Here is a 24,920-nt window from a genome sequence, read left to right on the forward strand (position 1 = left end):
TATTCCCTTTACTCCTTGTGCTACTGGCAGTGTAGCCGCAATACCATCATTGTTCCGTGAATACGCGCTGGTTGCAAGACCGGATGGGTCAGGTTTCTGTTAGCAAGCTTGCTACTTTCGTGGTACGTGCGGTGGTTTGGCAGTTCTAATGCTGTGGCCACGCGATGGGGAGTGAAGTCTGCGCTCCAGGACCTTGCCGTCGGGATTGAAGCCAGTGATTTGACGTACCCAATCGGAATCGGGCTCGTAGGCCGCTTCGGGGATGAGGCCAATGAGTTCGGCGTCTTCGATGAGGACACCATGGCGCTGCGCGAGGTGCTGGACCGTGGCGTGGACGTGGTGCATGGGAGTGATGCGGAAGTCGGTTACGTTCATGCTGACCTGGGCGCGGCCGTTTGCGAGGATGCCGATGGCTTTGACGCCGTGGAGGCCACCGTTGGCGGCGCGGATATCGCGAGCGATGGCTCGGGCAGCGGCGATGTCGGGCTGCTGGAGATGGATGTTGTAGGCGATGAGGAAGCTTCGGGCTCCAACGGCGGAGGCTCCGGCGGTTTCGTGAAGTTCGGGACCTCCGATGTCGGGGCGGCGGGTGGCGTCGCGGAGGGCGGCGTCGCGGAGGCCTTCGAACTGGCCGCGGCGGACATCCTCAAGGAGGACGCGGTCAGGTCGGGCAGCGGCGGCTCCGTAGAAGTAGACGGGGACGCCGTAACGCCGCCAGATGAGGAGGCCGGCCTGGCGGGCGAGGACGGCGCAGTCGGCGAGGGAGGCTCCGCTGACGGGGATGAAGGGAATGACGTCGGCCGCGCCGATGCGGGGGTGGACGCCGTTTTGAGTGGTGAGATTGATGAGTTCGGCGGCTTTGCCTGCGGCACGGACGGCGGCTTCTACGATGCCGGTGGGCGAGCCGGCGAGGGTGACGACGGAGCGATTGTGGGCTGTGTCGAGGGACCAATCGAGCAGGCGCACGCCTTCAACCTGCGCGGCGGCAACGATCCTTTCGACTTTGGCAGCGTCGGTGCCTTCAGAGAAGTTAGGGACGCACTCGATGATGGCTTCTGAGTTCATTTTGAGCGGGCGATGATGCGCAGTGATTCGTGGGGCATTGTAGAGGTTATTTCCACCAGGTGTAGCCGAGGGAGAACTGAACACTGGCGTTGACGCCGGGGTTGCGATCTCCGAGAGAGGCGCTGGAGATATGGACGGCGTTGGCGCTGAAGTCGATGGAGCGGCGGGGACGGACGAAGTAGTGGAGGCCGACGCCACCTTGGGGTGTGAAGTTGAAGACGCTGGCGTCGGCGTATTTGCCGTCGTTTTGCGAGTTGTAGGGTGGTCCACCGAAGGCTGGGTACTTGTGGTTGGTCCAGAGGAGACCGCCAGCGGCTTGTCCCCAGAAGGAGAATTTTTTGGTGCCGACTATGTTCCAGCGAATGATGATCGGGGTGACGGAGGCTCCGGTGAAGGTGCCGCCAACGGTGTAGAACGGCGTGCACTGCTCGGGGGTGCCGGGCGGGTTGGTGCAGAAGGGGCGCTGGAACTTTGGCGTGTAGGACTGCCAGAAGGGGAAGGCTTCGACGGCGTACTCGAGGTTGCCGCGGAGGGGCCGTGGCCCAGATTTGGGGTGAGGACCTTGCCGGCGTGGACTCCGGCCATAAGGAACTTGAAGTCGTTGCGATTTTCAGTGACGCCGAGGCCGCCCTGGACCAGAGCTCCGATCTCGAAGGGCTGGTGGCCTTTGGGATCGAGGAAGGGATTGTTCTCGTTACTGACGATTGCCTGACCGCACGAGGGTCGGGTGGCGGCTAGCAGGAGAGCGAGGGTGCAGAGAGCGGTCGCTCCGAGGCGTGCGAGTTGCTTAATCACTTAGGTCTCCGGTGTTGAGCACAACAGAAGAAGGCCGCCGGTGAACGGCGGCCGTTGGGGCTTAGCTACCGTTTTTCATCAATGGCTGGCGTTGGCTACCGCAGCTTCGTCGAAGTCGAAGTTGGAGTAGACGTTTTGCGTGTCATCCAGGTCTTCGATTGTCTCGAGGAGGCGGATCATGGCGTTGGCCTGAGTGCCTTCGAGTTTGGTGTAGGTCGAGGCGATCTTTGTGACCTCAGCGTGTTCGGGGGTGATCTTTGCGGCCTTGAGGGCTTCGGTTACGGCTTCGAAGTCCTTGGGATCGGTGAGGACCTCCCAGTTTTCGCCTTCGTCCGAGAGATCTTCGGCGCCTGCATCGAGGACGATCTCGGTGAGCTTGTCTTCAGATGCCGCCGATTTTGCAATTGTGATGACGCCCTTCTTGGTGAACATCCAAGAGACGGAATTGGATTCGCCGAGGTTTCCACCGTTCTTTGAAAATGCATGGCGGATCTCGCTTACGGCGCGATTCTTGTTGTCGGTCAGGACGTCGACGATGAGGGCGACGCCGCCGGGGCCATAGCCCTCGTAGGTGATCTCTTCGTAGCTGACGCCTTCGAGTTCGCCGGTGCCGCGCTGGATGGCGCGCTTGATGTTGTCAGCGGGCATGTTCTCCGCCTTGGCCGCAGCAATGGCTCCGCGGAGGCGGGGTTGCCGTCGGGATCGCCTCCGCCGGTCTTGGCAGCAATGGTGATTTCCTTGATGAGACGGGTGAAGATCTTGCCGCGTTTGGCGTCTGTTGCGCCCTTTTTATGCTTAATTGTCGCCCATTTTGAGTGGCCGGACATGGACTACCTCGGTGTTGATTTTGCGTGTGCCTACGATCGGTTGCGGGCTTGCGCGACCTTGTGATTTTAGCATGTTGAGGAGATCAAGCGCCTGTTGCAGGGTGGTGTAACTGTTTCGGTCGCGGGCGAGTCCTATTAGAAGATGGGGTGATCGGGCAGAGTCCGGTTCGAGGTTGGAATGAGATGTTTGTGGGGACGGACTACTGTGCTGATGTTCGCGTGCCTGACGCTTCTCCGGCCTTGCTGTGTGGGTTGTGCGCAAGGCCGGCACTGGAGAAATGAGCAGATCGTTGCTTCGCAGAGTTTTGTGGAGGGCGGCGGCACGATTCAGGTGGACTTTGCGACGGGAGATCTTGATCTATCGCGCTCCGACGTTGTCTCGTGGGTGCAAGCGTCGGCGCATTCGGTGGCGGTGTACTACGGCAGGTTTCCGGTGGCGCGGGCGCGGGTGGTGATTGAACCGATTGCAGGCGACTCCGATTCGATTCACGGTACCACGTGGGGTGGTATGGGCGGCTTCCCTGCTGTGACACGGATTCGGCTGGCGCAGCATGCGACGAAAGGCGACCTGAAGGACGATTGGGTGCTGACGCATGAGCTTGTGCATACGGCGTTGCCGGATCTTCCGGATGATCAGCATTGGATGGAAGAGGGGCTGGCGACATACGTCGAGCCGATTGCGCGTGCGGGAACGGGCAGGCTGACCGAGGACAGGGTGTGGGCGGAGTTTTTGCACGAGATGCATAATGGCGAGCCGGAGCGCGGTGATCGTGGACTGAATGAGACACAGACTTGGGGGCGGACGTATTGGGGTGGGGCGATGTTTTGTTTGATGGCGGATGTTTCGATTCGACGTCAGACAAACGACAAGAAGGGGCTCAGAGATGCTCTGCGCGCGGTTGTGGATAGCGGGGGGAATCGATAAGGATTGGCCGCTGTCGCGTGTGCTGCAGATTGGGGATCGGGCTACTGGGACGACTGTTTTGACGGATATGTATGCGAAGTGGAGCGAGAAGCCGGTGGATGTGGATCTTCCGGCGTTGTGGAAGGAGTTAGGTGTGAGTGCGGGTCCGAATAATGGAGTTGTGCTGGATGCGAAGGCTCCGCTGGCTGCGGTGCGACAGTCGATTAGCGCGCTGAGGTGACGTTTTTTGGAAGGAACGGCGAGAGCAAAAGCAGATTCCGAAGACCGAGAGTTCCGACAACCCGTTTTCCGCAAGCGTGCCAACTGTCATCAGCGATGCGCATCGATTAGGACCGGCGATATCATAAGGACGACATAATACGGGGTGGGGATGAACGATCGAAAACTCTGGTGGAAAGAACGAAAGTTCGCCGTCACCTGTATTGCGCTGAGTCTGCTCGAAACCGGTTCGTTCCTCCTTTCTGCTTTCTTGATTCACTACTCCCTCGTCAACTCTGAGCCGTCTCCGTCTCCTGGTGTGCGGGGAGCTACCATTTACCGTGTCCTCGCAGGTGTGTGGCTCTTTGGAACTCCACTGACCCTTATCTCCGCCGCGTTGTCTCTCGGCTTGGACTCCCGTCGCAGCTTCGCCGTCATCGCGTTGATTGTCTCTGCAATAGCCATCGTCTTCTGTAGCTTGCAGATGCTGGTCTAGATTTGTCGCTCCTGCAATGTCGCCTTTTCGGCAAGTCCAAACCTCGGGAAGTTGATGGATTGCTCGGCTGTCCCTTTGGCTACCATTTTGTGCAGCTTACAGAAATTCGGGGGCGAGGAGGTCGCGCATCGTTTCGCGGCGACGGATGAGGCGTGTGGTGGCGCCGTCGATGAGGACTTCGGCGGGGCGAGGGCGGGTGTTGTAGTTGGAAGTTTGGGACATGCCGTAGGCTCCTGCGTCGAGGAGCAGGGCGAGATCGTTTGGCTTGACGGGCGGGAGGGTGCGGTCGCGGGCGAAGAAGTCGCCTGATTCGCAGACGGGACCTACGATGTCGGCGGTGAGGGTGGACTTCCCTGCTGGTTGTTTGATGGGGATGATCTCGTGGTGCGCGTGGTAGAGCGCGGGGCGTATGAGATCGTTCATGCCGGCGTCGGTGATGATGAAGTTTTTTGTGCCGTTCTTTTTACGTAGAGGACGCGGGTGAGGAGCGCGCCTGCTTGCGCGATGATGAAGCGGCCGGGCTCGAGGAGGAGATGGGCGGGTTCGGTGCCGAGGCCTTTGGTGAGGGCGGCGGCGTATTTTGAAACTTGTTTTGCGGGATCGAAGGCTGTTGCGCCGTAGTCGATGCCTAGACCGCCGCCTGCGTCGACGTAGCGGATGTTGTGGCCATCTTTGCGCAGGTCGGCGATGAGGCTGGTGACGCGGGTGAGCGCGGCGGCGAAGGGATCGACCTTGCGGATCTGTGAGCCGATGTGGACGGAGACGCCGGCGGGGTCGAGCCACTTTGATTTTTTGCGGCGCGATAGATGGCGCGGGCGGCTTTGATGTCAATGCCGAACTTGTGCTCGCTGAGGCCGGTGGAGATGTAAGGGTGGGTTTCGGCGAAGACGTCGGGGTTGACGCGGAGGGCGAAGCGGGCGACTTTGCCGAGGGCTTCGGCGCGGGCGGCGAGAAGGTGGAGTTCGGCTTCTGACTCCACGTTGAAGAGGAGGATGTCGGCTTCGAGGGCGGCGTCTATTTCCCAGAGTTGTTTGCCTACGCCGGAGAAGACTACTTTTTGAGGGCAGGCTTGTGAGCTCTGCGGACGCGCTCGAGTTCGCCGCCGGAGACGATGTCGAAGCCTGCTCCCTGCTTGGCCAGGAGGCGGAGGATGGCGAGCGAGGAGTTGGCTTTGACGGCGTAGCAGATGGTGTGGGGGCGGGTGGCGAAGGCGTCTTTGAAGAGCTGGAGACGGTGGGAGATTTGTTGCGCCGAGTAGACGTAGAGCGGCGTGGCGTGTTCGGCGGCGAGTGTGGTGAGGTTGGCTCCGTCGCAGTGGAGGAGGCGATTGCGGTAGGCGAAAGGGCGCGGACTGGACTGGATTTGAGGCGGAGTTAAGGCTATCTTTTTTGACAAAACTTAGGTGCTCTTTGCGGGAAGCGCGTAGGGGCTTCGGGGATGATGACCCACGCCGCGATGTAGGCGATGGCGCCTACGCCAGTGAGGACGATCATGAGCGCGGTGAGAACGCGGACGAGGTTGAGATCCCACCCGTAGTGGAGCGCGAAGCCTGCGCAGACTCCGGCGATCATGCGGTTGTGGCGCGGGCGTGTGAGTTGTGTTGTGGTCGGATAGTAACCCGTCGGGGGAGGAGCAGCAGAGGCGGCTGGGGCTCCGCAGGCCGGACAGAAGCGGGAGGAAGGATCGACTTGATTGCCACAATGAGTGCAGAACATAAGTGTCTCCGAGAGCTTCTATTTTGCCATATGCTCTCGAGATTGAATACGCAGAGATAGGGCCGCCGGTTCAGTGGTGTGGAACTAACGGCTGAGTTGCTGGGAGAAGAAGTCGGCCATGTAGCCGTAGGCTTCTTTCGTCTCGGGGAGGCTGATGTCGTTCCAGAAGGCGTGAGGGAGCGCCTCGAAGACGATAAGGCGGGCGTCGTCTCCACTGCGGAGGAAGGCGCGGTGCAGGATGCCGGTGCCACTGAGCAGGATGTCGCGGCCGCTGGTGATGAAGAGTGTTGGAGGCATGCCGTGCAGGTCGGCGTAGAGGGGCGAGAGGACGGGATCTTTGGGGTCGGTGGTGCCGGTGTACTCGGTGCTGCGTGGCTGGGTGCCGGCTACGGGGAGACTGCCGGTTAGACCGCGGAGAGCGTACATGGAGAGAGAGTCGCCGTTCTGACTGAAGTCTCCCATACCGGAGAAGATGCCGAGTGCGCCGGGGAGGGGGAGGTTGAGTTGCTTGAGGCGGACGGCTACTTCGGCGGTGAGGATGGCTCCGGCAGAGGTGCCGTAGAGGGCGATGTGGGTGGGTTTGTAGGTCTTGAGGAGCTGGCGGTAGACGGCGATGGTGTCGTCGATGGCGGCAGGAAAGGGGTGTTCGGGGGCGAGGCGGTAGAGGACGGAGACGACGCGGGTGTGGGTGAGGTTGGCGATGGGGATGGACTCGGTGAAGGAGCCGGAGTCGGAGTTGAAGCCGCCGCCGTGGACGTTGATGAGGACGTGGTCAGGGTATTTGTCTTCGAGGGGGAGGACGTTGCGGACGGGAACGTTGGCGATGGTGAGGGATTCGATGTTTACCGGGTAAGCTGCGCGAGAAGCTTCGCCAGCGCGGGTTTGCCAGGCACCGGTAGTGGTGCGGCGCTCGGCGAGGGTCTGGTTTTCGGCGCCTGCGGGGAGGCGGAGGGAGGCCTGGGCCTCGGGGCTGATGGTGGTGGGAACTGGGATGACACGGGTGATGTGCGCGGTGCCTTTGGCGTCGAGAATGCTGGAGTTGGTTTGCGGGGACTGCTGGGCGGACAGGGTGACGGGGAATGCGAGGACGACGGCGAGAAGGCATTTAGGGCGCATAGGTTTGATAAGGCTAGCAGGATCTGCGGGGAGGAGTTTTAAGGTTTAGCAGCGGAGACAAGGTACGCCGATCAGTAATCGAGAATTGGCTTGCGCGTGGCGCTTGCTTCGCAGCGTGAGTCCTGTGGACGGGCCCACTACGGGTGGAGCGGCCACTTCGCGGCGGGTGTGCCGTGCTGAGCACTACTTTATTTACCGGTGTATGGGGTCTTGAGGTAGCGATGGGCTGCGTCGGATTGGGACTGGTCACCGCCTCCGGCTGAGGCTAGTTCGTACTGTTTGGTAGCTTCGTCGCGTTTGTGGAGGAGGTCGAACATCTCGCCGGCGTTGAGTTGGGCGCGACGGCGGATCCAGTCACTGCAGGTGGGTTGAGCGGATGCCTGGAGGTAGTTTTGCGCGGCTTGGTCGATCTGGTTCTGACCGCGCTGGGTGTCGGCTAGGCCGAAGTAGGTCATGTGAAGGCGCGGCTCGATGAAGTAGCCAGGTTTTTCGGCGTCGGCGAGGATGGCGTTGTAAAGAGCGATCGCGGCGGGGCCGTTGCCGGAGTCTTTGGTGAGGTTGGCCACCTCGATGCGGAAGAGATAGTCGTGGGGATATTGATCGGCCAGACCCTTCTGAACGACGATGGCTTCGGCGTAGCGGGCGTCGTGGCGCAGGAAGAGAGAGAGGGCGGTGCGGGACTCGATGGGAGTGACGATGCCATGGGCGGCCGACTCGCGGAGGAGATCGAGACCTTTTTGTTTGTTGCCACCGACGCCGGCGATGCCTACGAGCATGCGGACCAGGCGCGGGAGGCTGGCGACGGCGAACTGCTGGATTCCCATGGCCATCTTGGCGTCGGCGTACTGGGGATCGATCTTGAGGGTAGCTTCGCTGTCGTTGCGGGAGGCAAGGCCCTGGCGCGCTGCCGTGACGTAGCTGTGATCGCAGAGGGTGATGAAGGCGGCGTGCATGCCGCGGGCGTATCCGCGGGCGAAGTAGGCGTTGGCTTCGTTGGGATTGGCTTTGATCTGCTGGTCGGCCAGGGCGACGGCGGAGTTGGTGAGGGATTCGATGCGGTCGCGAATGGGTTGGGGGACGGGGACGTTGCGCTTGGACGTGAGAAAGGAGTCGTGGGCGTAGTAGGTGGTGTCGAGGAGGTCCTGGCGGTAAAGTTCGCGGAAGACGATGGTGAGAAGAACGTTGCCTATCGCGATAGCGCTTTTCGGGTTGGCTCGTTGGAGGGCTTCGAAGCGGGAGAGAGCGCCCTCGTAGTCGAGATCGTAGAAGTGCTCGAAGGCGTCACGGACCTCGGGGGTAAGGTTGATGGGATCAGTGTGCGCAGCGGCGTTGTAGGACTGCGAGTGGGCCGGAGTTGCCAACAGGAGGGCAAGAAGGAGGCTGAGTATTTTTATGCTGCGTTTTATGGCTCTTCTCCGGGGCCCTGGGCTTCGAAGCGCTGGTGAAAATTGGTAACTTCTTCTGCAGACTGAGATGTACAAGATTACTTCTCAGGTAGCGTACACGGAATTGGACGCACGCCACCACAGACTGTACCCTTTGGGCACGGAACTGACCGAGATGCTGCGGTATCTTTCTTGAAAAGTGGAACGGACTCTATGACACGGGTTGAATTGCTTCAGTTACTGATCGGGCAGGCGCGCACCAACGGGTTCGAGTTTCGTAGATGGTATATGGGGAGACTTGGGCTGCCCTGGCAGAGCGCCCGGCATGCGGTGGAGATGGTGGCAGCCGAACGCCGTTACTATGCGCTGTTGTTCTCGCACGAGTTTGCGTCGACTTTTTGGAAGCCGGGCGAGCTGATGACCTTTCAAGTTCCGATGCAGTCATTTACACGCAAGATGAAGGATGGGTCGATCGGGACAGTGCAGCGCAAAGGATATACCCGACGGAGCGCGCGTGAGGATGCGTGGCTGTATCATTTGAAGGAGATGGCGGCCGCCGAAGAGCCGCTTCGGTATATGCGGCGCTATCTGCGTGTCGAGGATGAGCTCGAGGAAGAAACGGCTGAGGCTGCGGTGGGCGGGTTCGAAGAGTAGGCCGCCGATTTTGGCATTTCGAAACCGACGTTTCCAAAACGCTAGTGGGCTGTTCGCTCCAGGGGCAGGAGGCTGTGGGCCTTTCGGATGGCGAGAATTTGCTTAAGGTGATGCTCGCCATGAATGAGCTGGAATTTTCGCCATTGATTTACGTCCAGCGGCCCGAGGACTGTGTGGCTGGCAAACTTACATTTGGTCCCGAAGAGTTCTTCCGCTTCGGCGCAGAGCAGATCGAGGTGTGTGAGATGTTCGGCTGCGGCGGTGGTGAGCTCTTCGCCGCAGAGTGGGTGCTCCGTTGGAGCCGGCGTGACCATCGGCGGGGATTTGCGTCCGTGTGGGAAGTAGCCGAGACGGATAAGGGTGTACTGACCGAGATGCTGCGGGATGCTGGGTTTTGCGCGGGTGGGAGTTCGCTTGGTGAGGCGGGCGTTTAGAGCAAGCTCGGTGCCAGAGTAGGTGAGCAGAAGATGCTCCATGATTTGCTGGATGGTCCACTTGTGTGGGCGCGAAGGTGGTTGGAGCTGTGTCTGAGCGGCGTCGAGTCCGTGGAGGGAGAAGGCGATCTCGCGCTGAAGGCGATGGAGGGTAGAGTTCATAAGGCAGGATCACGTTACACCGGTTGCAGGCGTGGCGGCTAGTGTTCTGTGCCCGAGTGACTAGGTAAGAGGCCTACGGATGGAAGACTACTTTAGTTGATCCAGTGCCTTATGAGCGTCTTTCGCTTTCTCGCCATCGGGGTCCAGCTTGAGGTACGTCTGGAACTCAGCGACCGCTTCGTCTTTCTTCTTCATCTTTTGTGCGATCTCAGCGAGGGCGTAGTGAGCGGCTGAGTATTCGGGCTGGGTTTTGACCGCGTCCTGGGCACGAAGATACGCGCCCGGAAGATTGTCGTCGCGCATGTAAAACTTGGCAACTTTCAGATCTTCGTCCACTCGTTCGTCGTCTGTCTGAACGCGCTTGACCTTGGGAAGCTTGCGATGCACTGAACTGCCTTCGGTGCCCGGCTTTGGCATGTCAGTGTCTGGAATGGCATCGGGGTCTGCGCTGTCGGGGCTGGAGCTACTGCTACTGGACTCGTCGCCTGGGAGCCTGGGAGCGGGGGTCGTGGGGAATGGATGCTCCTCTGCAGCCGAGGAAGGTGTTGTGGCGGGGCTGGGGGAGTCGGGCGGAGGGGCTGCCGGCTTTGCCGGAGTGCCGGGAAATGGGAACTGCTCAGCGGCTGAGGGCTTCTTTGTCTGTGGAGGCGGAGGGCATGGCGCGGCTGGCTGAGATGCGTTCTGGCCGGAGGCTGGGCATGGCGCGGGTGGATTTTGCGCAGGCGCCGTCTGTGCGTGGCAGGCTGCGGAGAAGAGAAACGCTGCCAGCAATGCGCGAATTTTTGAGCCGATTGCCATAGGGTTCAGAGTTCTCGTTCGATACTTTGACGGTGTTGCGAGGCGGTTTGTTATAGTCAGCTCACCTTGGCTGTTTCCTGCCACTATTTTATTTGATGGAACTTCTTTGACTATGGTTGATGGGCTGATTATCCGTTCTTCGTCGATTCATGCAGCGGGCTGCTATACAACTCGGGCGATAAAGAAAGGTAAGAGAGTGTGTGAGTACGACGGGCCGCGATTTACTAAAGATGAGGCGGACGACAGGTATCAGGACCGGGATATAACCTACCTTTTCAGCTGTGGGGAGAATGGGTTGGTGATCGATGGGTTTGGAACCGCTATGTTTATCAACCACTCCTGCGATCCGAACTGCGAGTCGGAGAATGTCGATGGCCGAGTGTTTGTTGTTGCGATTCGGGATATCGCCGCGGGGGAGGAGCTGACCTATGAGTACAACCTCTACGACAGCGACGACGACGAGCAAAACTGCTACTGCGGAGCGAAGAAGTGCCGGGGGACGATGTTCAGCGAGGCCGAGGTAAAGAGGAGGGCACGGAAGTCTCGGGCTTTAGCGAAGGCGGGGCGGTAGATTTTTGAACACTCTGTCTAAAAAAGCGAAAAGCGTGCTGCGCGCACTGCGCGATCTGCCATCGAGGCTGACGCGCCTTCGGCGCCATTCTTAGCCGAGGATAAGTGGCACACCCGTGGGCGATACAATAGAGCTTGCGGATGGGTCGCGACGGCCGTGACTTCTCCACTTTTTCTATATGGCATATCAGGTACTTGCAAGGAAATACCGGCCCCAGCGTTTCGCAGATGTCGCGGGACAGGACCACGTGACCGTAACGCTGATGAATGCGCTGACGCAGGGCCGCATCGCGCATGGATATATCTTCAGCGGACACCGCGGCATTGGAAAAACGACGATCGCTCGCATTCTGGCCATGGCGCTGAACTGCCGGAATGCGATTGGATCGGCGGTGCGGCCGACGGCAGAGCCTTGCGAGGTTTGCGACAGCTGCATGGAGATCAAGGCGGGGAATGCCGTTGATGTGATCGAGATCGATGCGGCGACCAATCGCGGGATCGATGAGATTCGCGAGCTGCGGGATGCGGCCCGATATCGTCCGGCGCGAGATAAGTACAAGATCTACATACTGGATGAGGCTCACCAGATTACGGATGCGGCGTTTAATGCGCTGTTGAAGACATTGGAGGAGCCGCCGGATCATATCGTCTTTATGATGGCGACGACGCAGCCGGAGGATATTCCACAGACGGTGCGGTCGCGGTGTCAGCACTTCAGCTTTCATGCTGTGAAGCTGGTAGACATTCTGGGCGAGCTGCGCGGTATTGCGGAGCGGGAGGGCGTGGATGCGGATGAGGCCGCGCTGAGTCTACTTGCCGAGGCCGGCGACGGGTCGATGCGCGATGCACTGTCGATCATGGACCAGGCGATTGCCAGTGCGCCGGTGGAAGATGGGCGAGCACGGCTGGATGCTGGACAGATTCGTGAGCTGATGGGGACAGTTCCGAATGCAGTGTTCGAGCGAATTCTCGAGGCGGTGGATGGGAATCGCAGCGCAGAGGTGATTACGGTTGCGAATCAACTGCTGGATGCGGAAACTCACCGGCGCAGCTGGCGCGGCAGTTTGTGAGATATCTGCGGAACACTGTGATTGCGAAGATTGCGGGTATTGGTGCGGATGGCGCTGGGGCGGATGGGGTGGCGGGAGAGCTGCTACAGATCTCGGCGGATGAACAAAGGCGCGCGGGGAGGTCGGCTGCGTTTTTCAGCGAAGAGGAGTTGACGCGGTTTCTGCAGGTGATGCTGAGGACGTTTGATGAGCTGGGATATCGGCAGGAACAGCGGTTCCATTTTGAGCTGGGATTGCTGAAGCTCGTGCATCTGCGGCGGTTGCTGCCGATTGAAGAAGTGTTGAGCCAGTTCCCTGTCGGTGGCGGCGGCTCCCGGCCAGGCCCTCGAGTAGCGACGGCCAGGACAGTGAGCACATCTGCTGGGACGCCCCCGAGGAATCCGGTAAGCGGGGCAGCGACGGCGCGCGTGCTGGAGACGAGCGCAACGGTGGCGAGCGCCAGACCAGCGTTTTCTCCCTTTGAAAAGACCAGAGCAGGAATCGGTTTGACGAAAGGGCCGTAGTGGCTCCGCCGATCGCGATTGCTCCTGCAGCTCTTGCTGCCCCCGTTGTGCCGATCGCGGCACCGATGCCTGTCCCGGTTGCGCTACGCACGCCGATTTCCGTGGCCACACCTGCGGAGATGGTGTTGACTGACGGCGATGCGATAGGAGCCGCCCTGGTGGAGAGTGAGGACCTGGCAGAGACGGCAGTTGTAGCTTTGCCGTTGCTGGAGGAACCGATTGAACCTGCAGTTGAGAGAGCAGATCCTGTCGAGAGTTTGAGCAGAGTCGGTATGCAACCAGATTCGTTACATTCTGCAGAGAAACTGCAGAGAGTGGCCCTAGATGCTTTGTCGACCGCGAAGAATCAGGCGACGTCGGCAGATGCCCTGGCCGATGCGGAGTGGACAGTGACAGAGAGGGAGATCCAGGTGCAGACGGAGCTCTCGAAGACGATGCTGTCGATGGTGATTAATGCGGAGGCCGAGAAACTGATAAGAGCTGCGTTGCGGGATGCCGGGGTTGGAGAGTTGAAGCTTCTGTTGCTGCCGGGCGTCAAGAATTCCGCCAGTGCAAAAAAGCCAAGAGCGGCGAAGAGTGGCAGCGTCCAAGCGAAGGCTTTGGAGCATCCAATTGTGCAAAGGGCGCAGACGTTGTTCAATGCCGAGGTTCGGAATGTGATCGATCTGCGGGATAACGATTAGCCAGTCATGACTGCACAAGGGGGCGAGGATGGATTTTTCTGATCTGGGGAAGATGAAAGAGATGATGGGTCAGGCGAAGCTGATGCAGGAGCAGATGGAGAAGAAGCTCGCTGCGACGGTGGTGGAGGCTTCGAGTGGCGGTGGTGTGGTGACAGTGCGGATGAACGGTAAGAAAGAGGTTTTGCGAGTAAAAATCGAGCCAACGGCGATGGGCAGTTCGGCGAGCGACCTCGAGTTGCTTGAAGATTTGATTGCCGCAGCGGTGAATGAAGCAGGGCGACGCGCGGATGAGGCGATGAAGTCGAGCGTGGCCGGAATGATGGGCGGGTTGGGTTTGCCGGATCTGCCGGGGTTGGGCTAAGTGGCTGGTTCTTTCCATGCAACGCCGAATCGCTTTGCCGAGCCGATGTCGCGGCTGATTGAAGAACTGAGGAAGCTGCCAGGGATTGGTTCCAAGAGTGCGCAGCGTCTGGCGTTTCATGTGTTGCGGTCACCGTCCGAAGATGCCGAAGCGTTGTCAGTAGCAATACGAGAGTTGAAGCTGCACCTGCGACTCTGCTCGATCTGCAACAACATTACGGATGTTGATCCTTGCGGGTATTGCACGAGCCCAGTGCGAAATCAGCGGTTGGTTTGCGTGGTGGAAGAGCCGACCAATATTGCGACGATTGAGAAGACCAGAAGTTATAACGGCGTATATCACGTCCTGCACGGGACGCTCTCTCCGATCGGTGGAGTGGGGCCGGAGCAGTTGCGAATTACGAATCTGTTGACGCGACTGGTGGAGGTGGATGAAGTGATTTTGGCGACTTCTCCGACGACGGAAGGGGAGGCGACGGCAGGATATCTGGCACTTGAACTCAGGAAAACGAAGGGTGATGTAAAGGTGACGAGGATTGCGACGGGAGTGCCGGCTGGAAGCGATATTGAATATGCCGATGAGGTGACGATGACACGGGCGATGGAAGGGCGGCGCGAGTTTTAACATGACGTGTAGCGGCTTTCCTTGCCGCTGATTCGTCTTACGGTCGTAGAGTGGCGATTTTTTTTGAGGGAGATGTATGGGTTTTGATGAGACGATTTCGCGTCGGCGGTTTTTGCGGCAGAGTTTTGCGTTCAGCGCGTTGGCCGGACTTGGTGGTTTGCCTGCGCTGGCTGCTGCGAAGCATAGTGGTTCGGGCGGAGGATCGCGGCTGTTGATGGTGGGTGACTGGGGCTATGAGGACTTCGAAGCGCAAAGCCGCGTGGCGAAGACGATGCAGACCTACGTTCGAGGACAAGGCTTTTCACCTGAGGCGTTGTTAATGCTGGGAGACAATTGGTATGGGCCGCTGCCGGGCGGGGTGAAGGATGCGCGGTGGAAGACTCAGTTTGAAGATATGTATCCGAAGAGCGTGTTCGATTGCCCGGCGTATGCGATTCCAGGTAACCATGACTACCAGACCATGCCGATGAGCAAGGTTGCGGCGGAGCTGGAGTATGCGAAGGCGGGCGGAACTCGATGGACGATGCCTTCGCTCTGGTACAGCTTCGAGTTTCCGGTGAAGAAGCCGTTGATGACGATAATTGCACTCGATAGCAATATGCCTCACGCAGACGGAAGGCCGAAGAAAGGTGCAGACTTCACGCTGACTCCGGAGCAACAGGCGGAGCAGCTGGTTTGGCTGGAGGCGGAGTTGGAGAGGCCTCGGAGTACTCCGTTTCTGGTTGTGATGGGGCATCATCCGATCTTTTCGAATGGGCCGCATGGGGATCATAAGGTGCTGGTGCGGGATTGGGAGCCATTGCTGCGGAAGCATAAGGCTCATATGTATTTGGCTGGGCATGACCACGATATGCAGCACCTGGAGTTTGAGGGGCATCCGACTTCGTTTGTTTTGTCCGGCGGGGGTGGGGCAGATCTTTATCCACTAGTGATCGATGAGGCTCAGCGTGGGCCTTATGCGCAACGGGTTTATGGGTTCAGCGATCTGCAGGTTACGCCGGAGTTGCTGACTCTGCGACACCTGGACGAGAACGGACGGGTTATTCATTCGTTTACGAAGAAGGTGGATGGGACGGTTACAAACATCGCATAACGCTTCCCGTCGCTCCACGCAATCATCACGGCGAAGGATTTGTCCTGCCGGACGGGCTCCCTGCGCGGGAGGCGGTCACTTCGTGACGTGTGTATCGGTCTTGATGGGTTAGGTGTATGGGTCCTCCCTTTGGTCGGATGAAGACTTATTGGACATTGGGTTTTGTGCGGAGGTCGCCGCCGGTCATTTGGTTGGGTTGGTCGAGGTTTAGCAACGACAGGATGGTGGGGGAGATGTCGCGTAGGCTGCCGCCTTCGCGGAGGGTAGGGGTGTTGCCTTCTTCGGTGATGTAGAGGAAGGGGACGGGGTTGGTGGTGTGAGCGGTGTGTGGGCCGCCGGTGACGGGATCGATGAGCATCTCGGCGTTGCCGTGGTCGGCGGTGACCAGAAGCGAGCCGCCGCGTTGTTTGATGGCCTGGTAGATGCGACCTAGTTGGGTGTCTACGGTTTCTACGGCGCGGATGGTGGGCTCCATCATGCCGGAGTGCCCGACCATGTCGGCGTTGGCGAAGTTGACGATGATGACGTCGAAAGCGGTGTCATTGACGGCTTTGAGGACGGCGTCGGCGATGCCTGCGGCGGACATCTCGGGGGCGAGATCGTAGGTGGCTACTTTTTGTGAGTCGATGAGGGCGCGGTCTTCGCCGGGGAAGGGCTTTTCGATGCCGCCGTTGAAGAAGTAAGTGACGTGCGCGTACTTTTCCGTTTCGGCTACGCGGAGGTTGCGGAGGTTGGCCTGGGACATGAGGTTGGCGAGGAGGTTGTCCATCGACTCGGCGGGGATGACGATGGGGAGTTTGAAGTTTTTGTCGTACTGGGTCATGCAGACGTAGTGGAGGTTGGAGGGGATTAGGTCGAGGGGTATCTCGGCGTCGAGTTCTGCGGCTTTGGGGAGTTGGTGGCCCTGGCTACCGATGGGGTCGGCGGTGAGGCCGGACTTTCTGGTGAGGACGCGGGTGATCTGGCGGACGCGGTCGGCGCGGTAGTTGAAGTTGATGACTACGTCTTCGTCGCGGATGAGGCCGCCGGGGGTGCCATCGGTGGGATTGGTGCAGGTGAAGGGCGGGATGAACTCGTCGGTGATGCCGTTGTTGTAGAGTTCGCGTATGCGAGCGGTGGCGCCGTTGTAGCGGCCGCCTTCGGGATGGCCGGTGACCAGGGCGTCGAAGGCTTGTTTTTCTTTCTCCCAGCGGAGGTCGCGGTCCATGGCGAAGTAGCGGCCGCTGACGCTGGCCAGGAGGCCGACGTTGTACTCGTGGAACTTCCTGAGGAGCTCCTCGAGGTAGCCGAGGCCGCTGGTGGGCATGGTGTCGCGGCCGTCCATGAAGGCGTGGACGTAAACGTGTGTGAGCTTGTGCTGAGCGGCCATACGCAGGAGCGCGTAGAGGTGGCGCTGGTGGGAGTGGACGCCGCCGTCGGAGAGGAGGCCGATGAGGTGGAGTGCTCTTCCCTTCTGGGCTGCGAGTTCGTAGGCGCGGGTGAGGGTGGGGTCGGTGTAGAGCGAGCCGTCGAGGATGGCGGTGTCGATGCGGGTCATGTCCATGCGGACGATGCGGCCTGCGCCGAGGTTGAGGTGGCCGACTTCGCTGTTGCCCATCTGGCCGTCGGGGAGGCCGACGAAGTGTTCGCTGGCGCGGAGGAGGGTGTTGGGGTAGTCGCGGAGGAGAGCGTCGTAGGTGGGCTTGCGGGCCTGGGCGATGGCGTTGCCGTGGGTTTCGGCGCGGTAACCCCATCCGTCGAGGATGGTGAGGACGACTGGTGCTTTGGGCATGATGGCTTCGTTTCTCGCTGATGTCTTGTTGTGGTGCAGGCTTATGGTGAGGATATCAACAATGGAGGAGCGGTGAATTTTGAGCGGCTCTGGAGTGGAGCGAGACTTTGAGTGGGACTTTCGGTTGATAAAAGGGCTCTCATTCGATGGGCCAGTGGGTAACGAACGGGGATACAATCGCGAAAAGATTTCAATCAGGTGGATCATGCCATGGTTTTGTCTCACACGGATTCGCCTGCGACCGGCCGAAGTCCTCGACCGATGGAGTTGCGGCAGATGCAGGGCGTCGACCTGCATGCTGAGTATCATTCCGTCCGGACGGGTGGGGACTTCTTCGATGCGGTCGACCTCGGATCGCACGTGATCTTCCTGCTGACGGATATCGCCGGGACCAAGAAGGCGACGCAGCCAATCGCAGCCGCGGTTCAGGATATATTCCGCGGGAGTGCTGCGGAGTTGCTGGGGCCTGCGGGCACGAATGTGATGAACGCTACGGCCCGGCTTGCGCAGGCGGTGAATCACGAGTTGATTCGGGCTGCGAAGGGGGTTCGCTTTTCGCCGACCTTTCTGGGTTGCTACGATGTTTCGCTCGGAGTTCTCGCGTACATCAATGCGGGAGGTATGACGGCTGTCTTTCACGACTCGGAGGGGGCGCGGATTCTGCCTAGCCAAGCTGCGCCGCTGGGTTTGTTTACTCATCTGACCCATGAGCCTTCGATGCAGGCGTTTGAGCCAGGGGCGAGGCTGCTGCTGGTGACCAAGGGCGTGATGGAGACGCGGCACGGACGAACACACTTTGGGGTGGAGCGTTTGGTTCCGCTTTTGCAGGAGACAACGACGCATTCGGCGACAGAGCTTTGCCGGGCTGCGTTGAAGGCTGCTGAGGGGTTCAAGCAGATTCCCTGGTACAGCAGGCTGAATCTTCCGTTTGGACATCGGACGGAGGACGAGGATCTGACTGCGCTTGCCCTGGTGAGGCACGGCAAGGCTGGTTAGATTGCAGGGGGTCGATGGAACCAGTTGCGACGAGCACGCAGGGAGGCTGGCGGCGGCGTGGACAGCCGGGAGAATAGCGTGCAGAGCGGGCTCTTCGTCGCTGTTGGGTTGCTCTGAAGTGTCTGTGACGGCCTCTTCGTCTTCGCTGAGGCTGAGTTGATCGATGAGCGCGGCGACGGGGCTGCGACGGGAGTTGGTCTGTCCTACCTCCGAGCGTGGGGCGAGTGGACCTAAGGCCGGGTCGTGGAGGATCTCTTCGACGGTATCGGTTGGGGGCGCGGTGGCGCGGGCGGGATCGCGGGGCAGGTTGAGGCTTGCGATCTGGAGGCCGTAGAGGAGGAGTCCGGCGCGGCGTGAGTCGATGTCGTTGGAGGCTATGCGCTGCAGGACCTGGCCGATGGAGGATTGGATGGCGGAGCGATCCTCCGGCAGGGGCAGATCGAAGGCGGTGCGGCGGGAGCGGCGACGGCGGGCTCCGGTGACGGGTTTGCGGGTGGTGTGGTGGTAGTAGCAGAGCTCTTCTCCGCGGAGGCATGGGCTGCCGCAGCGTCGACCGTCGGTAAAGATGTGGCGGCATTGGTAGCGCTTTGGTTTGTCGACGACTGAGTTGATCGTAAGTTGCATCTGGTCCCTCCCCACGGGGGTGTTTTGTTGTGCAAAGTCTTCAAAAGAAGGGACCTGAGTCCAGACTTTTGAGCGAGACGAGTTACGGGTGCGTTAAATGAAAAAGTCCGGCTTGTGGCCGGACTCCGGTTGGTAGTTTCTATATTTTCAGTATAGACCCCGTGTCAATACTTCATAGAGCTAAACAGTCTCTATTCATTTATTTACATGGTGTTTGTGAAAGTAGCGTCGAACAATTTTCGGGCGCTAACGATTCTTTTTTCTCAGGCGTCTTTCCGGACCTCGTCTTTTGCTGCGTGAACCAACGGAAGGTCAATCGGCAGACAGGCGTGAACCTGCTCTTGCAGTTCGAGTTCGCGGGGGACAGGCCCTTGGCAACTGTGAGAAAACAGCGGGGACAGATGGAGTCATACGTTCCGTCCCTATTTTTCTCTGAGGAAAGCCGTTCGCTGATTTCATCATGATGAGTGGAAAGTTATCAGACGTCGGTTATGATGTCAGTCTTTTTACATCACACAACTATTTTTTTCTTTATGAAAAGAGTAATCACTATCACTTTTTGGCGGTACGCACATTCGTTCGAGTTAGAGGTTCGAACTGAATTCGAAAGTTGAATCTGCATCCTATTGTCTTTTGGAGGCTTTATGGGACATAACCCGAACTCTGAATCTATTAGCCTCAACGATGCCAACATCAGGCAGGTGGAGTTTCTGGACGGGGACGACATCCTTCTAGGATTTTCAAACGGGGCGACCGTGCGAATTGCGGCTCGACTTCTGAAGAACTTTGCCTTGGTGCACGTAAAAGAGATCGTGTACCCGGACGGAACTACGAGCTAACGAGTTGTCCTTATCAGAAGAGCGAAGGAAGTACTTCGGAGGCGGGGCCGAGGAGGATCTCGTCGAAGGCCTGGTGGTTGAGAGGTTCTTCGGGGCCGATGTAGATGGTGTGAGTGCGCTTCTGGTTGGCGATGTGGACGAGACCTGCGGCGGGGTAGACGGAGCCGGAGGTGCCTACGACGAGGAGGACGGTGGCTTGGTTGAGTTTGTCGTAGATGGTGTCCATGTCGAGTGGAATCTCTCCGAACCAGACGATGTGGGGACGGACGGGTGCTCCGCAGTTGCTGCATCTCGGGAGAGCGGCAGCGGTTTCGTAGACGTCTGTGTCCGGGAAGGGCTGGTTGCATTGGGTGCAGCGGGATTGGAAGAGATTGCCGTGCATGTGGTGGATGCGCTGGGAGCCGGCGCGCTCGTGGAGGTCGTCGACGTTTTGGGTGCAGAGGTAGAAGCGGTCGCCTAGCTGACGTTCGATTTGGGCCAGCGCGAGGTGGGCGGCGTTGGGCTGGGCTGCGGAGGCGTTGTGGCGGCGCTGGGAGTAGAAGTGCCAGACGAGGGCGGGGTCGGCGGCCCAGGCTTCGGGGGTGGCGACCTCTTCGACGCGATAGCCGTTCCAGAGGCCTCCGGAGCCGCGGAAGGTGGCGAGACCGCTTTCGGCGGAGATGCCGGCTCCGGTCAGGACGAAGAGGCGGTCTTGTTTGGTTAAGTGCATAGTGGTTGGATGCTTTTGTCCTGCCGGACGGGCCCGCTGCGCGCGGGGCGGTCACTTCGTGACTTGTATAACTTTTTGTTTCGGTTCGGAGGGTTCGCTGGGGACTCGGTCTGAGTTCCAGGCATTTTAGGGCTGTCGTTGCGCGATTGCAGTCCGAGCGTCTTACGCTAAGACGGGATCTAGATTGGACTTGAGGGTTTGACGATGAATGGAGAGCTTCCAGAGATCATCACGCTGACGGCAGAATCTTCGTCGCGCAGCGGATACGATAATCATCCGATTGCTGAGATCAATGACCATGTCGTTCGGATTTCGACGATGGTGGCGCCCTACCATTGGCACTTTCATCCGAACTCGGACGAGACGTTTTTGGTGGTGGAAGGACGGCTCTGCATTGAGTTTGAGGGCGGATCGCGGGAGCTTTGCTCCGGGACAAATGCTCACGATTCCTCGCGGGGTTCGTCATCGGACGCGACCGGTTGGTGTGCGATCAGTGAATCTTACGTTTGAGTTGGGGCGGGCTGAGACTGTTGCGGTCTGACGCGATGTTGCTCTCGCTTGTTCGAGCGTGGTGGCGCTACAGGCAAAATACGGGGTCCCTCCGCTGCGCCGCTCACGATGAGACTGTGAGCGGCTTCGGTCGGGATGACGCAGTTTTTAGGGTCAAGTGAAAAAACTCTGAGCGAGATCTATTCGCCGAAGTTTACGGATTCGATGCCGAGAAATTCGGCGGATTGGCCTAGCTCTTCTTCGATGCGAAGGAGTTGGTTGTACTTGGCGATGCGGTCGGTGCGGGAGGCACTGCCGGTTTTGATCTGGCCTGCGCCTGTGCCTACGGCCAGGTCGGCGATGAAGGTGTCTTCGGTTTCGCCGCTGCGGTGGGAGATGATGCTGGTGTAGCCGAAGCGGCGGGCTAGCTCGATGGCTTCGAGGGTTTCGGAGACGGTGCCGATCTGGTTGACTTTGATGAGGATCGAGTTCGCTACCTTCTGTTCGATCCCCTGCTGGAGGCGCTGGGTGTTGGTGACGAAGAGGTCGTCGCCTACGAGCTGGACCTTGTCGCCGAGGACTTTGGTGAGGTGCGCCCAGCCTGCCCAGTCGTCTTCGGCGAGGCCGTCTTCGATGGAGATGATGGGATATTTGTTGACCCAGTTCTCCCAGAAGGCGGTCATCTCTTCGGAGGAGAGACTGCGCTTGTCGGATTTTTTGAAGACGTACTTGGCTGTCTCTTTATCAAAGAACTCGCTGGATGCGGGGTCGAGGGCGATGGAGATGTCTTCGCCTGGGGTGTAGCCGGCGAGCTGGATGGCTTCGAGGATGAGATCGAGGGCTTCGTCGTTGGATTTGAGCGAGGGGGCGAATCCGCCTTCGTCGCCTACGGCGGTGTTGTATCCCTTCTTTTTGAGGACGCCTTTGAGGGTGTGGAAGACTTCGGTGCCCCAGCGGAGGGCGTCGGAGAAGGTTTCGGCGCCGACGGGCATGACCATGAACTCCTGGAAGTCGACGTTGGAGTCGGCGTGGGAGCCGCCGTTGAGGATGTTCATCATGGGCGTGGGGAGGAGGCAGGCGTTGACTCCGCCGAGGTAGCGGTAGAGGGGAGTTTGAGGGCTTCGGCGGAGGCGCGGGCTACGGCCATGGAGACGGCGAGGATGGCGTTGGCGCCTAGTTTGGATTTGTTCTCGGTGCCGTCGATGTTGATCATGGTGGCGTCGATGAGGCGCTGGTTGCTGGCGTCCATGCCGGTTAGCTCGGGGCCGAGGATGGTTTCGACGTTTTCGACGGCCTGGAGGACGCCTTTGCCGAGATAGACTTCCTTGTCTCCGTCGCGTAGTTCTACGGCTTCGTGCTCGCCGGTGGAGGCTCCGCTGGGAACGGCGGCGCGGCCTTTGGCTCCGCTGTCGAGGATGACGTCGGCCTCGACGGTGGGATTACCGCGGGAGTCCAGAATTTCGCGTGCGTGAATAGAGACGATCTCGGTCATGTTGCTCCTGTTGGTAGATGCTGGGGAATGTTGGGAGACGATGCGATGGTTCAAGCGTTCGTTTAGCTTTGGACGACGTTCGACGGGAAGGGTGGTGCCACCGGCGAGGGTGATGGACTGCACCAGCTTTGCGTCGGATGGTCTCACCTGTCGGATTTTAGCAAAGGAAACGGAGGGGATGCGGCAACGTTCGATGAATCAATGAGGCTGCAGAAGGGGTTGAAGGGCTTATTAGCAGGGTCGATTCCGGGCTGAGGAATTTGTTCCATAATAGCGGCGAGAGTTTTATTCTTTGGAGTGATAAGGGTGCTGGAAGATTCTGTGCCTTGACTGGGCCAAGAGTTTTCACCGAAATTTTCACCGAGGTATCGCCATGAAGATGCACATCACTACCGCCGCTCTCGTTCTTGCTTCTGCTCCCGCGTTTTCACAGAGTGCTATGACGGGAGTCTCTCATCCGGACTCTGCTGTGATCTCGAGCACGGATGAGGCGACTTCGCAGACGCCAATCTCGAAGCCCAGCGCTGATGTGCCAGCGGTTGTTCCATCGTCACCTGCGGTGGAGTATGGGCCGTATGTTCCCTACAAGGGCGCGACGGTTGCCGGTTCGAGCATGACGACGGCTGAACCGCCGGCGGACGATCCGGATGCAATGATCGTGACGAGTGTGCCGGAGCGTGATGGTACGTTGCGCGAAGGGACTTTGCTGAAGGTGCAGATCAAAGAGACGTTGGCTACGGATAAGACTGTTGCGGGAAGCAGATTTTCTGCGACGGTGACGGAGGCAATCGAGAGGAATGGGCGAGTGATCATTCCCGTTGGTTCGATTCTTGAGGGGCGAGTGACGGAGGTTCGTGGCGGACGGCGAATCACGGGTGCGGCGTTGATGCACCTGGAGACCAATGACGTAACGCTGCCGGATGGAACGCACTACATTGTTCATGCTCAGCTGATCGATACGGGAAAGAGCGAGTTCAATGTGAACAACGAAGGTACGTTGAAGCGGAAGGATCATCCGAAGGAGACGCTGGCGATCGTGGGCGGCGTGACCGGAGCGGGTGCGGTGACGGGGGCTTTGATCGGCGGCGGCGTTGGCGCTGTGGTGGGTGCGGGAATTGGCGCTGGAGTGAGCACGGTGATGTGGCTGAAGCAGGATCGTCAGGCTACGCTGCCGAAGGACGCGCAGTTGGTGTTCAGCTTGACGGTGCCGATGGTTCTGACTCCGCTGAGTGGTTCGCCGGTCAGCAGCTTGAATACGGCTGCCGTTGGTGGAGTGGGCGCAACCCGGTAGTTCGCGGCAATACGTTTCGCATCGATCGGTTGCGGAGCGTGTGCAGGGTCCGGATGCTCACGGATGCTGCGAGTACTGTGTCGTTCTGCGACACAAGGAGATGTTCTTCAATTGGTCTGCCGATCTTACCCTTTGTGTAAGAAAGGACATTCCATGGCTGTTTCCATCTCCGGTTCCTTATCGTCTCAATCGACCGTTGCTCCTCCCTCCCCCGCTGAATCGACACCAGCAGAGGTCGTTCAGAAACCCGTTGCGGCAATCGGCGACACGGTGAAACTATCGCAGGCTGCGCAGGTTCACCAGCTGAAGCAGCAGGGGCAGGCACTCTCTCAAATTGCTTCAAACCTCGGGATCTCGGTAGCAACGGTCGATGGCTATCTGGGTGTTACTGTGCCGAAGGCCGCTTCGGTAGCCACTGCGGCTCCAATTGCAAAGGCGGCGGCCCCGGTACCGACAAAAGGGTGATGGGTTTGCTTTTGCGTAGACCGACTTCGGGCAGGCTAGTTGCTTCCAGAGCGTCGCTGTGGTGAGCGGCTGAAGGCGCAGCGCAGGAGAGGAGTCTTCTCTGCCTGATGCGTTTGGGCATGCTGTAGGAGGGCTCCTGACGGAGCCCTTTTTTTGTTGGTGTGGACAGGTGCTGCTCACAACGAGCTAGTAGGCCTCGAAGTTCGCTCTCATGGTGCGCTCCTCTTGACGGATACGATTGGCAAACAGGATGAGAACCGGGGGCAAACCGACCACAAGCGTGCGATAGGCGTGAAGCACAAGGGCGACACCTACCAGTTCCGGAATTGCGTTTAAAAGTAGTTGGGGTGTCGGATGAGACGAAAGAACGGATGAAGCACGAGGGGGTGATCTCGGGCGATGAGGAGTTTGACGGTCCAGAACCGACCGAGAAGGCGGATCACCATGACGATGGAGATGAAGCTGATGCCGTAGAGTACGAGTCCGATGCCGGAGACTATATCGAAGGGCGCTTCGCGGATCGCTCCTTCGATTGCCGCGGCGATGAGATAAGCCGTGTAGGCGACGGTGAGAATCTTCGAGTTGAGCGCGCCGTATTCGATGGCGCCGCTTTTTCGGAGGGCTCGCTCGTGGCGTATCGATATCGTTAGAGTTACGAGTCGGAATAAGAACACGAACAGGACGAAGGCCAGCGCTGCGGGTTTCATATCTCTAAAGATGCAGAAGCAAGGGCGTGCTGCGCGCACGGCGCGATCTGCCATCGAGGCTGA

At 59.3% G+C, this 24,920-nt stretch carries 33 protein-coding genes and 2 pseudogenes; 17 read left to right on the forward strand and 18 right to left on the reverse strand.

The window, feature by feature from the left end; genetic code table 11:
• Positions 1-111 precede the first annotated feature (111 nt).
• The 4 genes and pseudogenes from ftcD to RBB80_RS23590 all read right to left on the reverse strand — a co-directional run bounded on the left by ftcD (position 112) and on the right by RBB80_RS23590 (position 2,687).
• Complete coding sequence (gene ftcD, locus RBB80_RS23575) at positions 112-1,065, reverse strand: glutamate formimidoyltransferase (RefSeq protein WP_433969835.1); 954 nt, start codon at positions 1,063-1,065, stop codon at positions 112-114.
• 46 nt (positions 1,066-1,111) lie between these two features.
• On the reverse strand, positions 1,112-1,435 hold the full coding sequence (locus RBB80_RS23580) for an acyloxyacyl hydrolase (protein ID WP_433969836.1): 324 nt from the start codon (positions 1,433-1,435) through the stop codon (positions 1,112-1,114).
• Positions 1,414-1,860, reverse strand: a complete 447-nt coding sequence (locus RBB80_RS23585; protein ID WP_433964769.1) for a hypothetical protein — start codon at positions 1,858-1,860, stop codon at positions 1,414-1,416. The genes RBB80_RS23580 and RBB80_RS23585 overlap by 22 nt, the downstream gene beginning before the upstream one ends.
• Before the next feature lie 78 nt (positions 1,861-1,938).
• Positions 1,939-2,687: pseudogene (locus RBB80_RS23590) on the reverse strand (YebC/PmpR family DNA-binding transcriptional regulator).
• Between the two features lie 178 nt (positions 2,688-2,865).
• Here RBB80_RS23590 and RBB80_RS23595 point away from each other — a divergent pair.
• The 3 genes from RBB80_RS23595 (at position 2,866) to RBB80_RS23605 (ending at position 4,306) form a co-directional block, all read left to right on the forward strand.
• Positions 2,866-3,612, forward strand: a complete 747-nt coding sequence (locus RBB80_RS23595; RefSeq protein WP_433964770.1) for a hypothetical protein — start codon at positions 2,866-2,868, stop codon at positions 3,610-3,612.
• Complete coding sequence (locus RBB80_RS23600) at positions 3,572-3,832, forward strand: hypothetical protein (protein WP_433964771.1); 261 nt, start codon at positions 3,572-3,574, stop codon at positions 3,830-3,832. Before RBB80_RS23595 ends, RBB80_RS23600 begins: the two co-directional genes overlap by 41 nt.
• Before the next feature lie 150 nt (positions 3,833-3,982).
• A complete protein-coding gene (locus tag RBB80_RS23605) occupies positions 3,983-4,306 on the forward strand; it encodes a hypothetical protein (RefSeq protein WP_433964772.1) in 324 nt (107 codons plus the stop codon).
• A gap of 96 nt (positions 4,307-4,402) precedes the next feature.
• Here the strand turns inward: RBB80_RS23605 and RBB80_RS23610 are convergent.
• The 7 genes and pseudogenes from RBB80_RS23610 to RBB80_RS23640 all read right to left on the reverse strand — a co-directional run.
• Positions 4,403-4,762 (reverse strand): annotated as a pseudogene (locus RBB80_RS23610) (diaminopimelate decarboxylase); the annotation flags it as partial.
• The gene (locus RBB80_RS23615) at positions 4,726-5,046 is read right to left on the reverse strand and encodes a hypothetical protein (RefSeq protein WP_433969838.1); all 321 of its coding nucleotides are present in this window, start codon (positions 5,044-5,046) and stop codon (positions 4,726-4,728) included. The gene RBB80_RS23615 and the pseudogene RBB80_RS23610, both read right to left, overlap by 37 nt.
• Positions 4,935-5,324 carry a hypothetical protein gene (locus RBB80_RS23620; protein WP_433969839.1) on the reverse strand — a complete coding sequence of 130 codons (390 nt, stop codon included), beginning with the start codon at positions 5,322-5,324 and terminating at the stop codon, positions 4,935-4,937. Before RBB80_RS23620 ends, RBB80_RS23615 begins: the two co-directional genes overlap by 112 nt.
• Before the next feature lie 32 nt (positions 5,325-5,356).
• The gene (locus tag RBB80_RS23625; RefSeq protein ID WP_433964773.1) at positions 5,357-5,701 is read right to left on the reverse strand and encodes a hypothetical protein; all 345 of its coding nucleotides are present in this window, start codon (positions 5,699-5,701) and stop codon (positions 5,357-5,359) included.
• The gene (locus RBB80_RS23630; RefSeq protein ID WP_433964774.1) at positions 5,686-6,021 is read right to left on the reverse strand and encodes a PspC domain-containing protein; all 336 of its coding nucleotides are present in this window, start codon (positions 6,019-6,021) and stop codon (positions 5,686-5,688) included. Before RBB80_RS23630 ends, RBB80_RS23625 begins: the two co-directional genes overlap by 16 nt.
• Positions 6,022-6,105: 84 nt before the next feature.
• Complete coding sequence (locus RBB80_RS23635) at positions 6,106-7,137, reverse strand: alpha/beta hydrolase fold domain-containing protein (RefSeq protein ID WP_433964775.1); 1,032 nt, start codon at positions 7,135-7,137, stop codon at positions 6,106-6,108.
• A 188-nt stretch (positions 7,138-7,325) separates the two neighbouring features.
• Complete coding sequence (locus RBB80_RS23640) at positions 7,326-8,498, reverse strand: hypothetical protein (protein ID WP_433964776.1); 1,173 nt, start codon at positions 8,496-8,498, stop codon at positions 7,326-7,328.
• A gap of 237 nt (positions 8,499-8,735) precedes the next feature.
• Here RBB80_RS23640 and RBB80_RS23645 point away from each other — a divergent pair, with 237 nt between their 5' ends.
• Positions 8,736-9,176, forward strand: coding sequence for a hypothetical protein (locus RBB80_RS23645; protein ID WP_433964777.1), 441 nt, complete (start codon positions 8,736-8,738; stop codon positions 9,174-9,176).
• Positions 9,177-9,217: 41 nt separating this feature from the next.
• Here the strand turns inward: RBB80_RS23645 and RBB80_RS23650 are convergent, their stop codons facing one another.
• Both RBB80_RS23650 and RBB80_RS23655 read right to left on the reverse strand, forming a co-directional pair.
• Entirely contained in the window at positions 9,218-9,772 is a 555-nt protein-coding gene (locus RBB80_RS23650; RefSeq protein WP_433964778.1) for a DinB family protein, read from the reverse strand.
• Between the two features lie 87 nt (positions 9,773-9,859).
• A complete protein-coding gene (locus RBB80_RS23655) occupies positions 9,860-10,570 on the reverse strand; it encodes a hypothetical protein (RefSeq protein ID WP_433964779.1) in 711 nt (236 codons plus the stop codon).
• 112 nt (positions 10,571-10,682) lie between these two features.
• On the opposite strand from RBB80_RS23655, the gene RBB80_RS23660 reads away from it, so the two are divergent.
• From RBB80_RS23660 to RBB80_RS23690, 7 genes are all read left to right on the forward strand, one after another.
• A complete protein-coding gene (locus tag RBB80_RS23660) occupies positions 10,683-11,141 on the forward strand; it encodes an SET domain-containing protein (RefSeq protein ID WP_433969840.1) in 459 nt (152 codons plus the stop codon).
• Between the two features lie 178 nt (positions 11,142-11,319).
• Positions 11,320-12,210 (forward strand): DNA polymerase III subunit gamma/tau, encoded by an 891-nt coding sequence (gene dnaX / locus RBB80_RS23665; RefSeq protein ID WP_433964780.1) that lies wholly within the window; start codon positions 11,320-11,322, stop codon positions 12,208-12,210.
• Entirely contained in the window at positions 12,207-12,713 is a 507-nt protein-coding gene (locus RBB80_RS23670; protein ID WP_433964781.1) for a hypothetical protein, read from the forward strand. The genes dnaX and RBB80_RS23670 overlap by 4 nt, the downstream gene beginning before the upstream one ends.
• On the forward strand, positions 12,713-13,396 hold the full coding sequence (locus RBB80_RS23675) for a hypothetical protein (protein ID WP_433964782.1): 684 nt from the start codon (positions 12,713-12,715) through the stop codon (positions 13,394-13,396). Before RBB80_RS23670 ends, RBB80_RS23675 begins: the two co-directional genes overlap by 1 nt.
• 28 nt (positions 13,397-13,424) lie before the next feature.
• Positions 13,425-13,757, forward strand: a complete 333-nt coding sequence (locus tag RBB80_RS23680) for a YbaB/EbfC family nucleoid-associated protein (protein ID WP_433964783.1) — start codon at positions 13,425-13,427, stop codon at positions 13,755-13,757.
• 45 nt (positions 13,758-13,802) lie between these two features.
• Entirely contained in the window at positions 13,803-14,381 is a 579-nt protein-coding gene (gene recR, locus RBB80_RS23685) for a recombination mediator RecR (RefSeq protein WP_433969841.1), read from the forward strand.
• A gap of 76 nt (positions 14,382-14,457) precedes the next feature.
• Complete coding sequence (locus tag RBB80_RS23690) at positions 14,458-15,474, forward strand: metallophosphoesterase (protein WP_433964784.1); 1,017 nt, start codon at positions 14,458-14,460, stop codon at positions 15,472-15,474.
• 145 nt (positions 15,475-15,619) lie between these two features.
• Here the strand turns inward: RBB80_RS23690 and gpmI are convergent, their stop codons facing one another.
• Positions 15,620-17,245: a 2,3-bisphosphoglycerate-independent phosphoglycerate mutase gene (gpmI, locus tag RBB80_RS23695; RefSeq protein ID WP_433964785.1), complete on the reverse strand. Its 1,626-nt coding sequence runs from the start codon at positions 17,243-17,245 to the stop codon at positions 15,620-15,622.
• Positions 17,246-17,455: 210 nt separating this feature from the next.
• Between gpmI and RBB80_RS23700 the strand changes: the two genes are divergently transcribed.
• The 3 genes from RBB80_RS23700 (at position 17,456) to RBB80_RS23710 (ending at position 19,704) form a co-directional block, all read left to right on the forward strand.
• Positions 17,456-18,241, forward strand: coding sequence for a PP2C family protein-serine/threonine phosphatase (locus RBB80_RS23700; protein WP_433964786.1), 786 nt, complete (start codon positions 17,456-17,458; stop codon positions 18,239-18,241).
• Between the two features lie 405 nt (positions 18,242-18,646).
• Complete coding sequence (locus tag RBB80_RS23705) at positions 18,647-18,847, forward strand: hypothetical protein (RefSeq protein ID WP_433964787.1); 201 nt, start codon at positions 18,647-18,649, stop codon at positions 18,845-18,847.
• A gap of 662 nt (positions 18,848-19,509) precedes the next feature.
• Positions 19,510-19,704: a hypothetical protein gene (locus tag RBB80_RS23710; protein WP_433964788.1), complete on the forward strand. Its 195-nt coding sequence runs from the start codon at positions 19,510-19,512 to the stop codon at positions 19,702-19,704.
• Positions 19,705-19,717: 13 nt separating this feature from the next.
• Here the strand turns inward: RBB80_RS23710 and RBB80_RS23715 are convergent, their stop codons facing one another.
• Positions 19,718-20,413, reverse strand: coding sequence for an SIR2 family NAD-dependent protein deacylase (locus RBB80_RS23715; RefSeq protein WP_433964789.1), 696 nt, complete (start codon positions 20,411-20,413; stop codon positions 19,718-19,720).
• A 204-nt stretch (positions 20,414-20,617) separates the two neighbouring features.
• On the opposite strand from RBB80_RS23715, the gene RBB80_RS23720 reads away from it, so the two are divergent.
• The gene (locus tag RBB80_RS23720; protein ID WP_433964790.1) at positions 20,618-20,923 is read left to right on the forward strand and encodes a hypothetical protein; all 306 of its coding nucleotides are present in this window, start codon (positions 20,618-20,620) and stop codon (positions 20,921-20,923) included.
• A 179-nt stretch (positions 20,924-21,102) separates the two neighbouring features.
• On the opposite strand, the gene eno is transcribed toward RBB80_RS23720, so the two are convergent.
• Positions 21,103-21,960 (reverse strand): phosphopyruvate hydratase, encoded by an 858-nt coding sequence (gene eno / locus RBB80_RS23725; RefSeq protein ID WP_433964791.1) that lies wholly within the window; start codon positions 21,958-21,960, stop codon positions 21,103-21,105.
• Positions 21,957-22,541: a hypothetical protein gene (locus RBB80_RS23730; protein WP_433964792.1), complete on the reverse strand. Its 585-nt coding sequence runs from the start codon at positions 22,539-22,541 to the stop codon at positions 21,957-21,959. The genes eno and RBB80_RS23730 overlap by 4 nt, the downstream gene beginning before the upstream one ends.
• 226 nt (positions 22,542-22,767) lie before the next feature.
• On the opposite strand from RBB80_RS23730, the gene RBB80_RS23735 reads away from it, so the two are divergent.
• Positions 22,768-23,685 carry a hypothetical protein gene (locus RBB80_RS23735; RefSeq protein WP_433964793.1) on the forward strand — a complete coding sequence of 306 codons (918 nt, stop codon included), beginning with the start codon at positions 22,768-22,770 and terminating at the stop codon, positions 23,683-23,685.
• A gap of 153 nt (positions 23,686-23,838) precedes the next feature.
• A complete protein-coding gene (locus RBB80_RS23740) occupies positions 23,839-24,150 on the forward strand; it encodes a hypothetical protein (RefSeq protein WP_433964794.1) in 312 nt (103 codons plus the stop codon).
• Positions 24,151-24,482: 332 nt separating this feature from the next.
• Here RBB80_RS23740 and RBB80_RS23745 read toward each other — a convergent pair whose 3' ends face one another.
• Positions 24,483-24,911 carry an isoprenylcysteine carboxylmethyltransferase family protein gene (locus tag RBB80_RS23745; protein WP_433964795.1) on the reverse strand — a complete coding sequence of 143 codons (429 nt, stop codon included), beginning with the start codon at positions 24,909-24,911 and terminating at the stop codon, positions 24,483-24,485.
• Between the last annotated feature and the right edge of the window lie 9 nt (positions 24,912-24,920).

This window comes from Tunturiibacter gelidiferens, assembly GCF_051013345.1.
Lineage (GTDB): Bacteria > Acidobacteriota > Terriglobia > Terriglobales > Acidobacteriaceae > Edaphobacter > Edaphobacter gelidiferens_A.

Excerpts from the sequence above, each read along its gene's own strand:
- ftcD (WP_433969835.1), bottom strand. The coding sequence starts at position 1,065 with ATGAACTCAGAAGCCATCATCGAGTGCGTCCCTAACTTCTCTGAAGGC.
- RBB80_RS23595 (WP_433964770.1), top strand. The coding sequence starts at position 2,866 with ATGAGATGTTTGTGGGGACGGACTACTGTGCTGATGTTCGCGTGCCTG.
- RBB80_RS23600 (WP_433964771.1), top strand. The coding sequence starts at position 3,572 with ATGCTCTGCGCGCGGTTGTGGATAGCGGGGGGAATCGATAAGGATTGG.
- RBB80_RS23605 (WP_433964772.1), top strand. The coding sequence starts at position 3,983 with ATGAACGATCGAAAACTCTGGTGGAAAGAACGAAAGTTCGCCGTCACC.
- RBB80_RS23630 (WP_433964774.1), bottom strand. The coding sequence starts at position 6,021 with ATGTTCTGCACTCATTGTGGCAATCAAGTCGATCCTTCCTCCCGCTTC.
- RBB80_RS23635 (WP_433964775.1), bottom strand. The coding sequence starts at position 7,137 with ATGCGCCCTAAATGCCTTCTCGCCGTCGTCCTCGCATTCCCCGTCACC.
- RBB80_RS23645 (WP_433964777.1), top strand. The coding sequence starts at position 8,736 with ATGACACGGGTTGAATTGCTTCAGTTACTGATCGGGCAGGCGCGCACC.
- RBB80_RS23650 (WP_433964778.1), bottom strand. The coding sequence starts at position 9,772 with ATGAACTCTACCCTCCATCGCCTTCAGCGCGAGATCGCCTTCTCCCTC.
- RBB80_RS23655 (WP_433964779.1), bottom strand. The coding sequence starts at position 10,570 with ATGGCAATCGGCTCAAAAATTCGCGCATTGCTGGCAGCGTTTCTCTTC.
- RBB80_RS23660 (WP_433969840.1), top strand. The coding sequence starts at position 10,683 with ATGGTTGATGGGCTGATTATCCGTTCTTCGTCGATTCATGCAGCGGGC.
- dnaX (WP_433964780.1), top strand. The coding sequence starts at position 11,320 with ATGGCATATCAGGTACTTGCAAGGAAATACCGGCCCCAGCGTTTCGCA.
- RBB80_RS23680 (WP_433964783.1), top strand. The coding sequence starts at position 13,425 with ATGGATTTTTCTGATCTGGGGAAGATGAAAGAGATGATGGGTCAGGCG.
- recR (WP_433969841.1), top strand. The coding sequence starts at position 13,803 with ATGTCGCGGCTGATTGAAGAACTGAGGAAGCTGCCAGGGATTGGTTCC.
- RBB80_RS23690 (WP_433964784.1), top strand. The coding sequence starts at position 14,458 with ATGGGTTTTGATGAGACGATTTCGCGTCGGCGGTTTTTGCGGCAGAGT.
- gpmI (WP_433964785.1), bottom strand. The coding sequence starts at position 17,245 with ATGCCCAAAGCACCAGTCGTCCTCACCATCCTCGACGGATGGGGTTAC.
- RBB80_RS23700 (WP_433964786.1), top strand. The coding sequence starts at position 17,456 with ATGGTTTTGTCTCACACGGATTCGCCTGCGACCGGCCGAAGTCCTCGA.
- RBB80_RS23710 (WP_433964788.1), top strand. The coding sequence starts at position 19,510 with ATGGGACATAACCCGAACTCTGAATCTATTAGCCTCAACGATGCCAAC.
- RBB80_RS23715 (WP_433964789.1), bottom strand. The coding sequence starts at position 20,413 with ATGCACTTAACCAAACAAGACCGCCTCTTCGTCCTGACCGGAGCCGGC.
- RBB80_RS23720 (WP_433964790.1), top strand. The coding sequence starts at position 20,618 with ATGAATGGAGAGCTTCCAGAGATCATCACGCTGACGGCAGAATCTTCG.
- eno (WP_433964791.1), bottom strand. The coding sequence starts at position 21,960 with ATGATGAACATCCTCAACGGCGGCTCCCACGCCGACTCCAACGTCGAC.
- RBB80_RS23735 (WP_433964793.1), top strand. The coding sequence starts at position 22,768 with ATGAAGATGCACATCACTACCGCCGCTCTCGTTCTTGCTTCTGCTCCC.
- RBB80_RS23740 (WP_433964794.1), top strand. The coding sequence starts at position 23,839 with ATGGCTGTTTCCATCTCCGGTTCCTTATCGTCTCAATCGACCGTTGCT.
- RBB80_RS23745 (WP_433964795.1), bottom strand. The coding sequence starts at position 24,911 with ATGGCAGATCGCGCCGTGCGCGCAGCACGCCCTTGCTTCTGCATCTTT.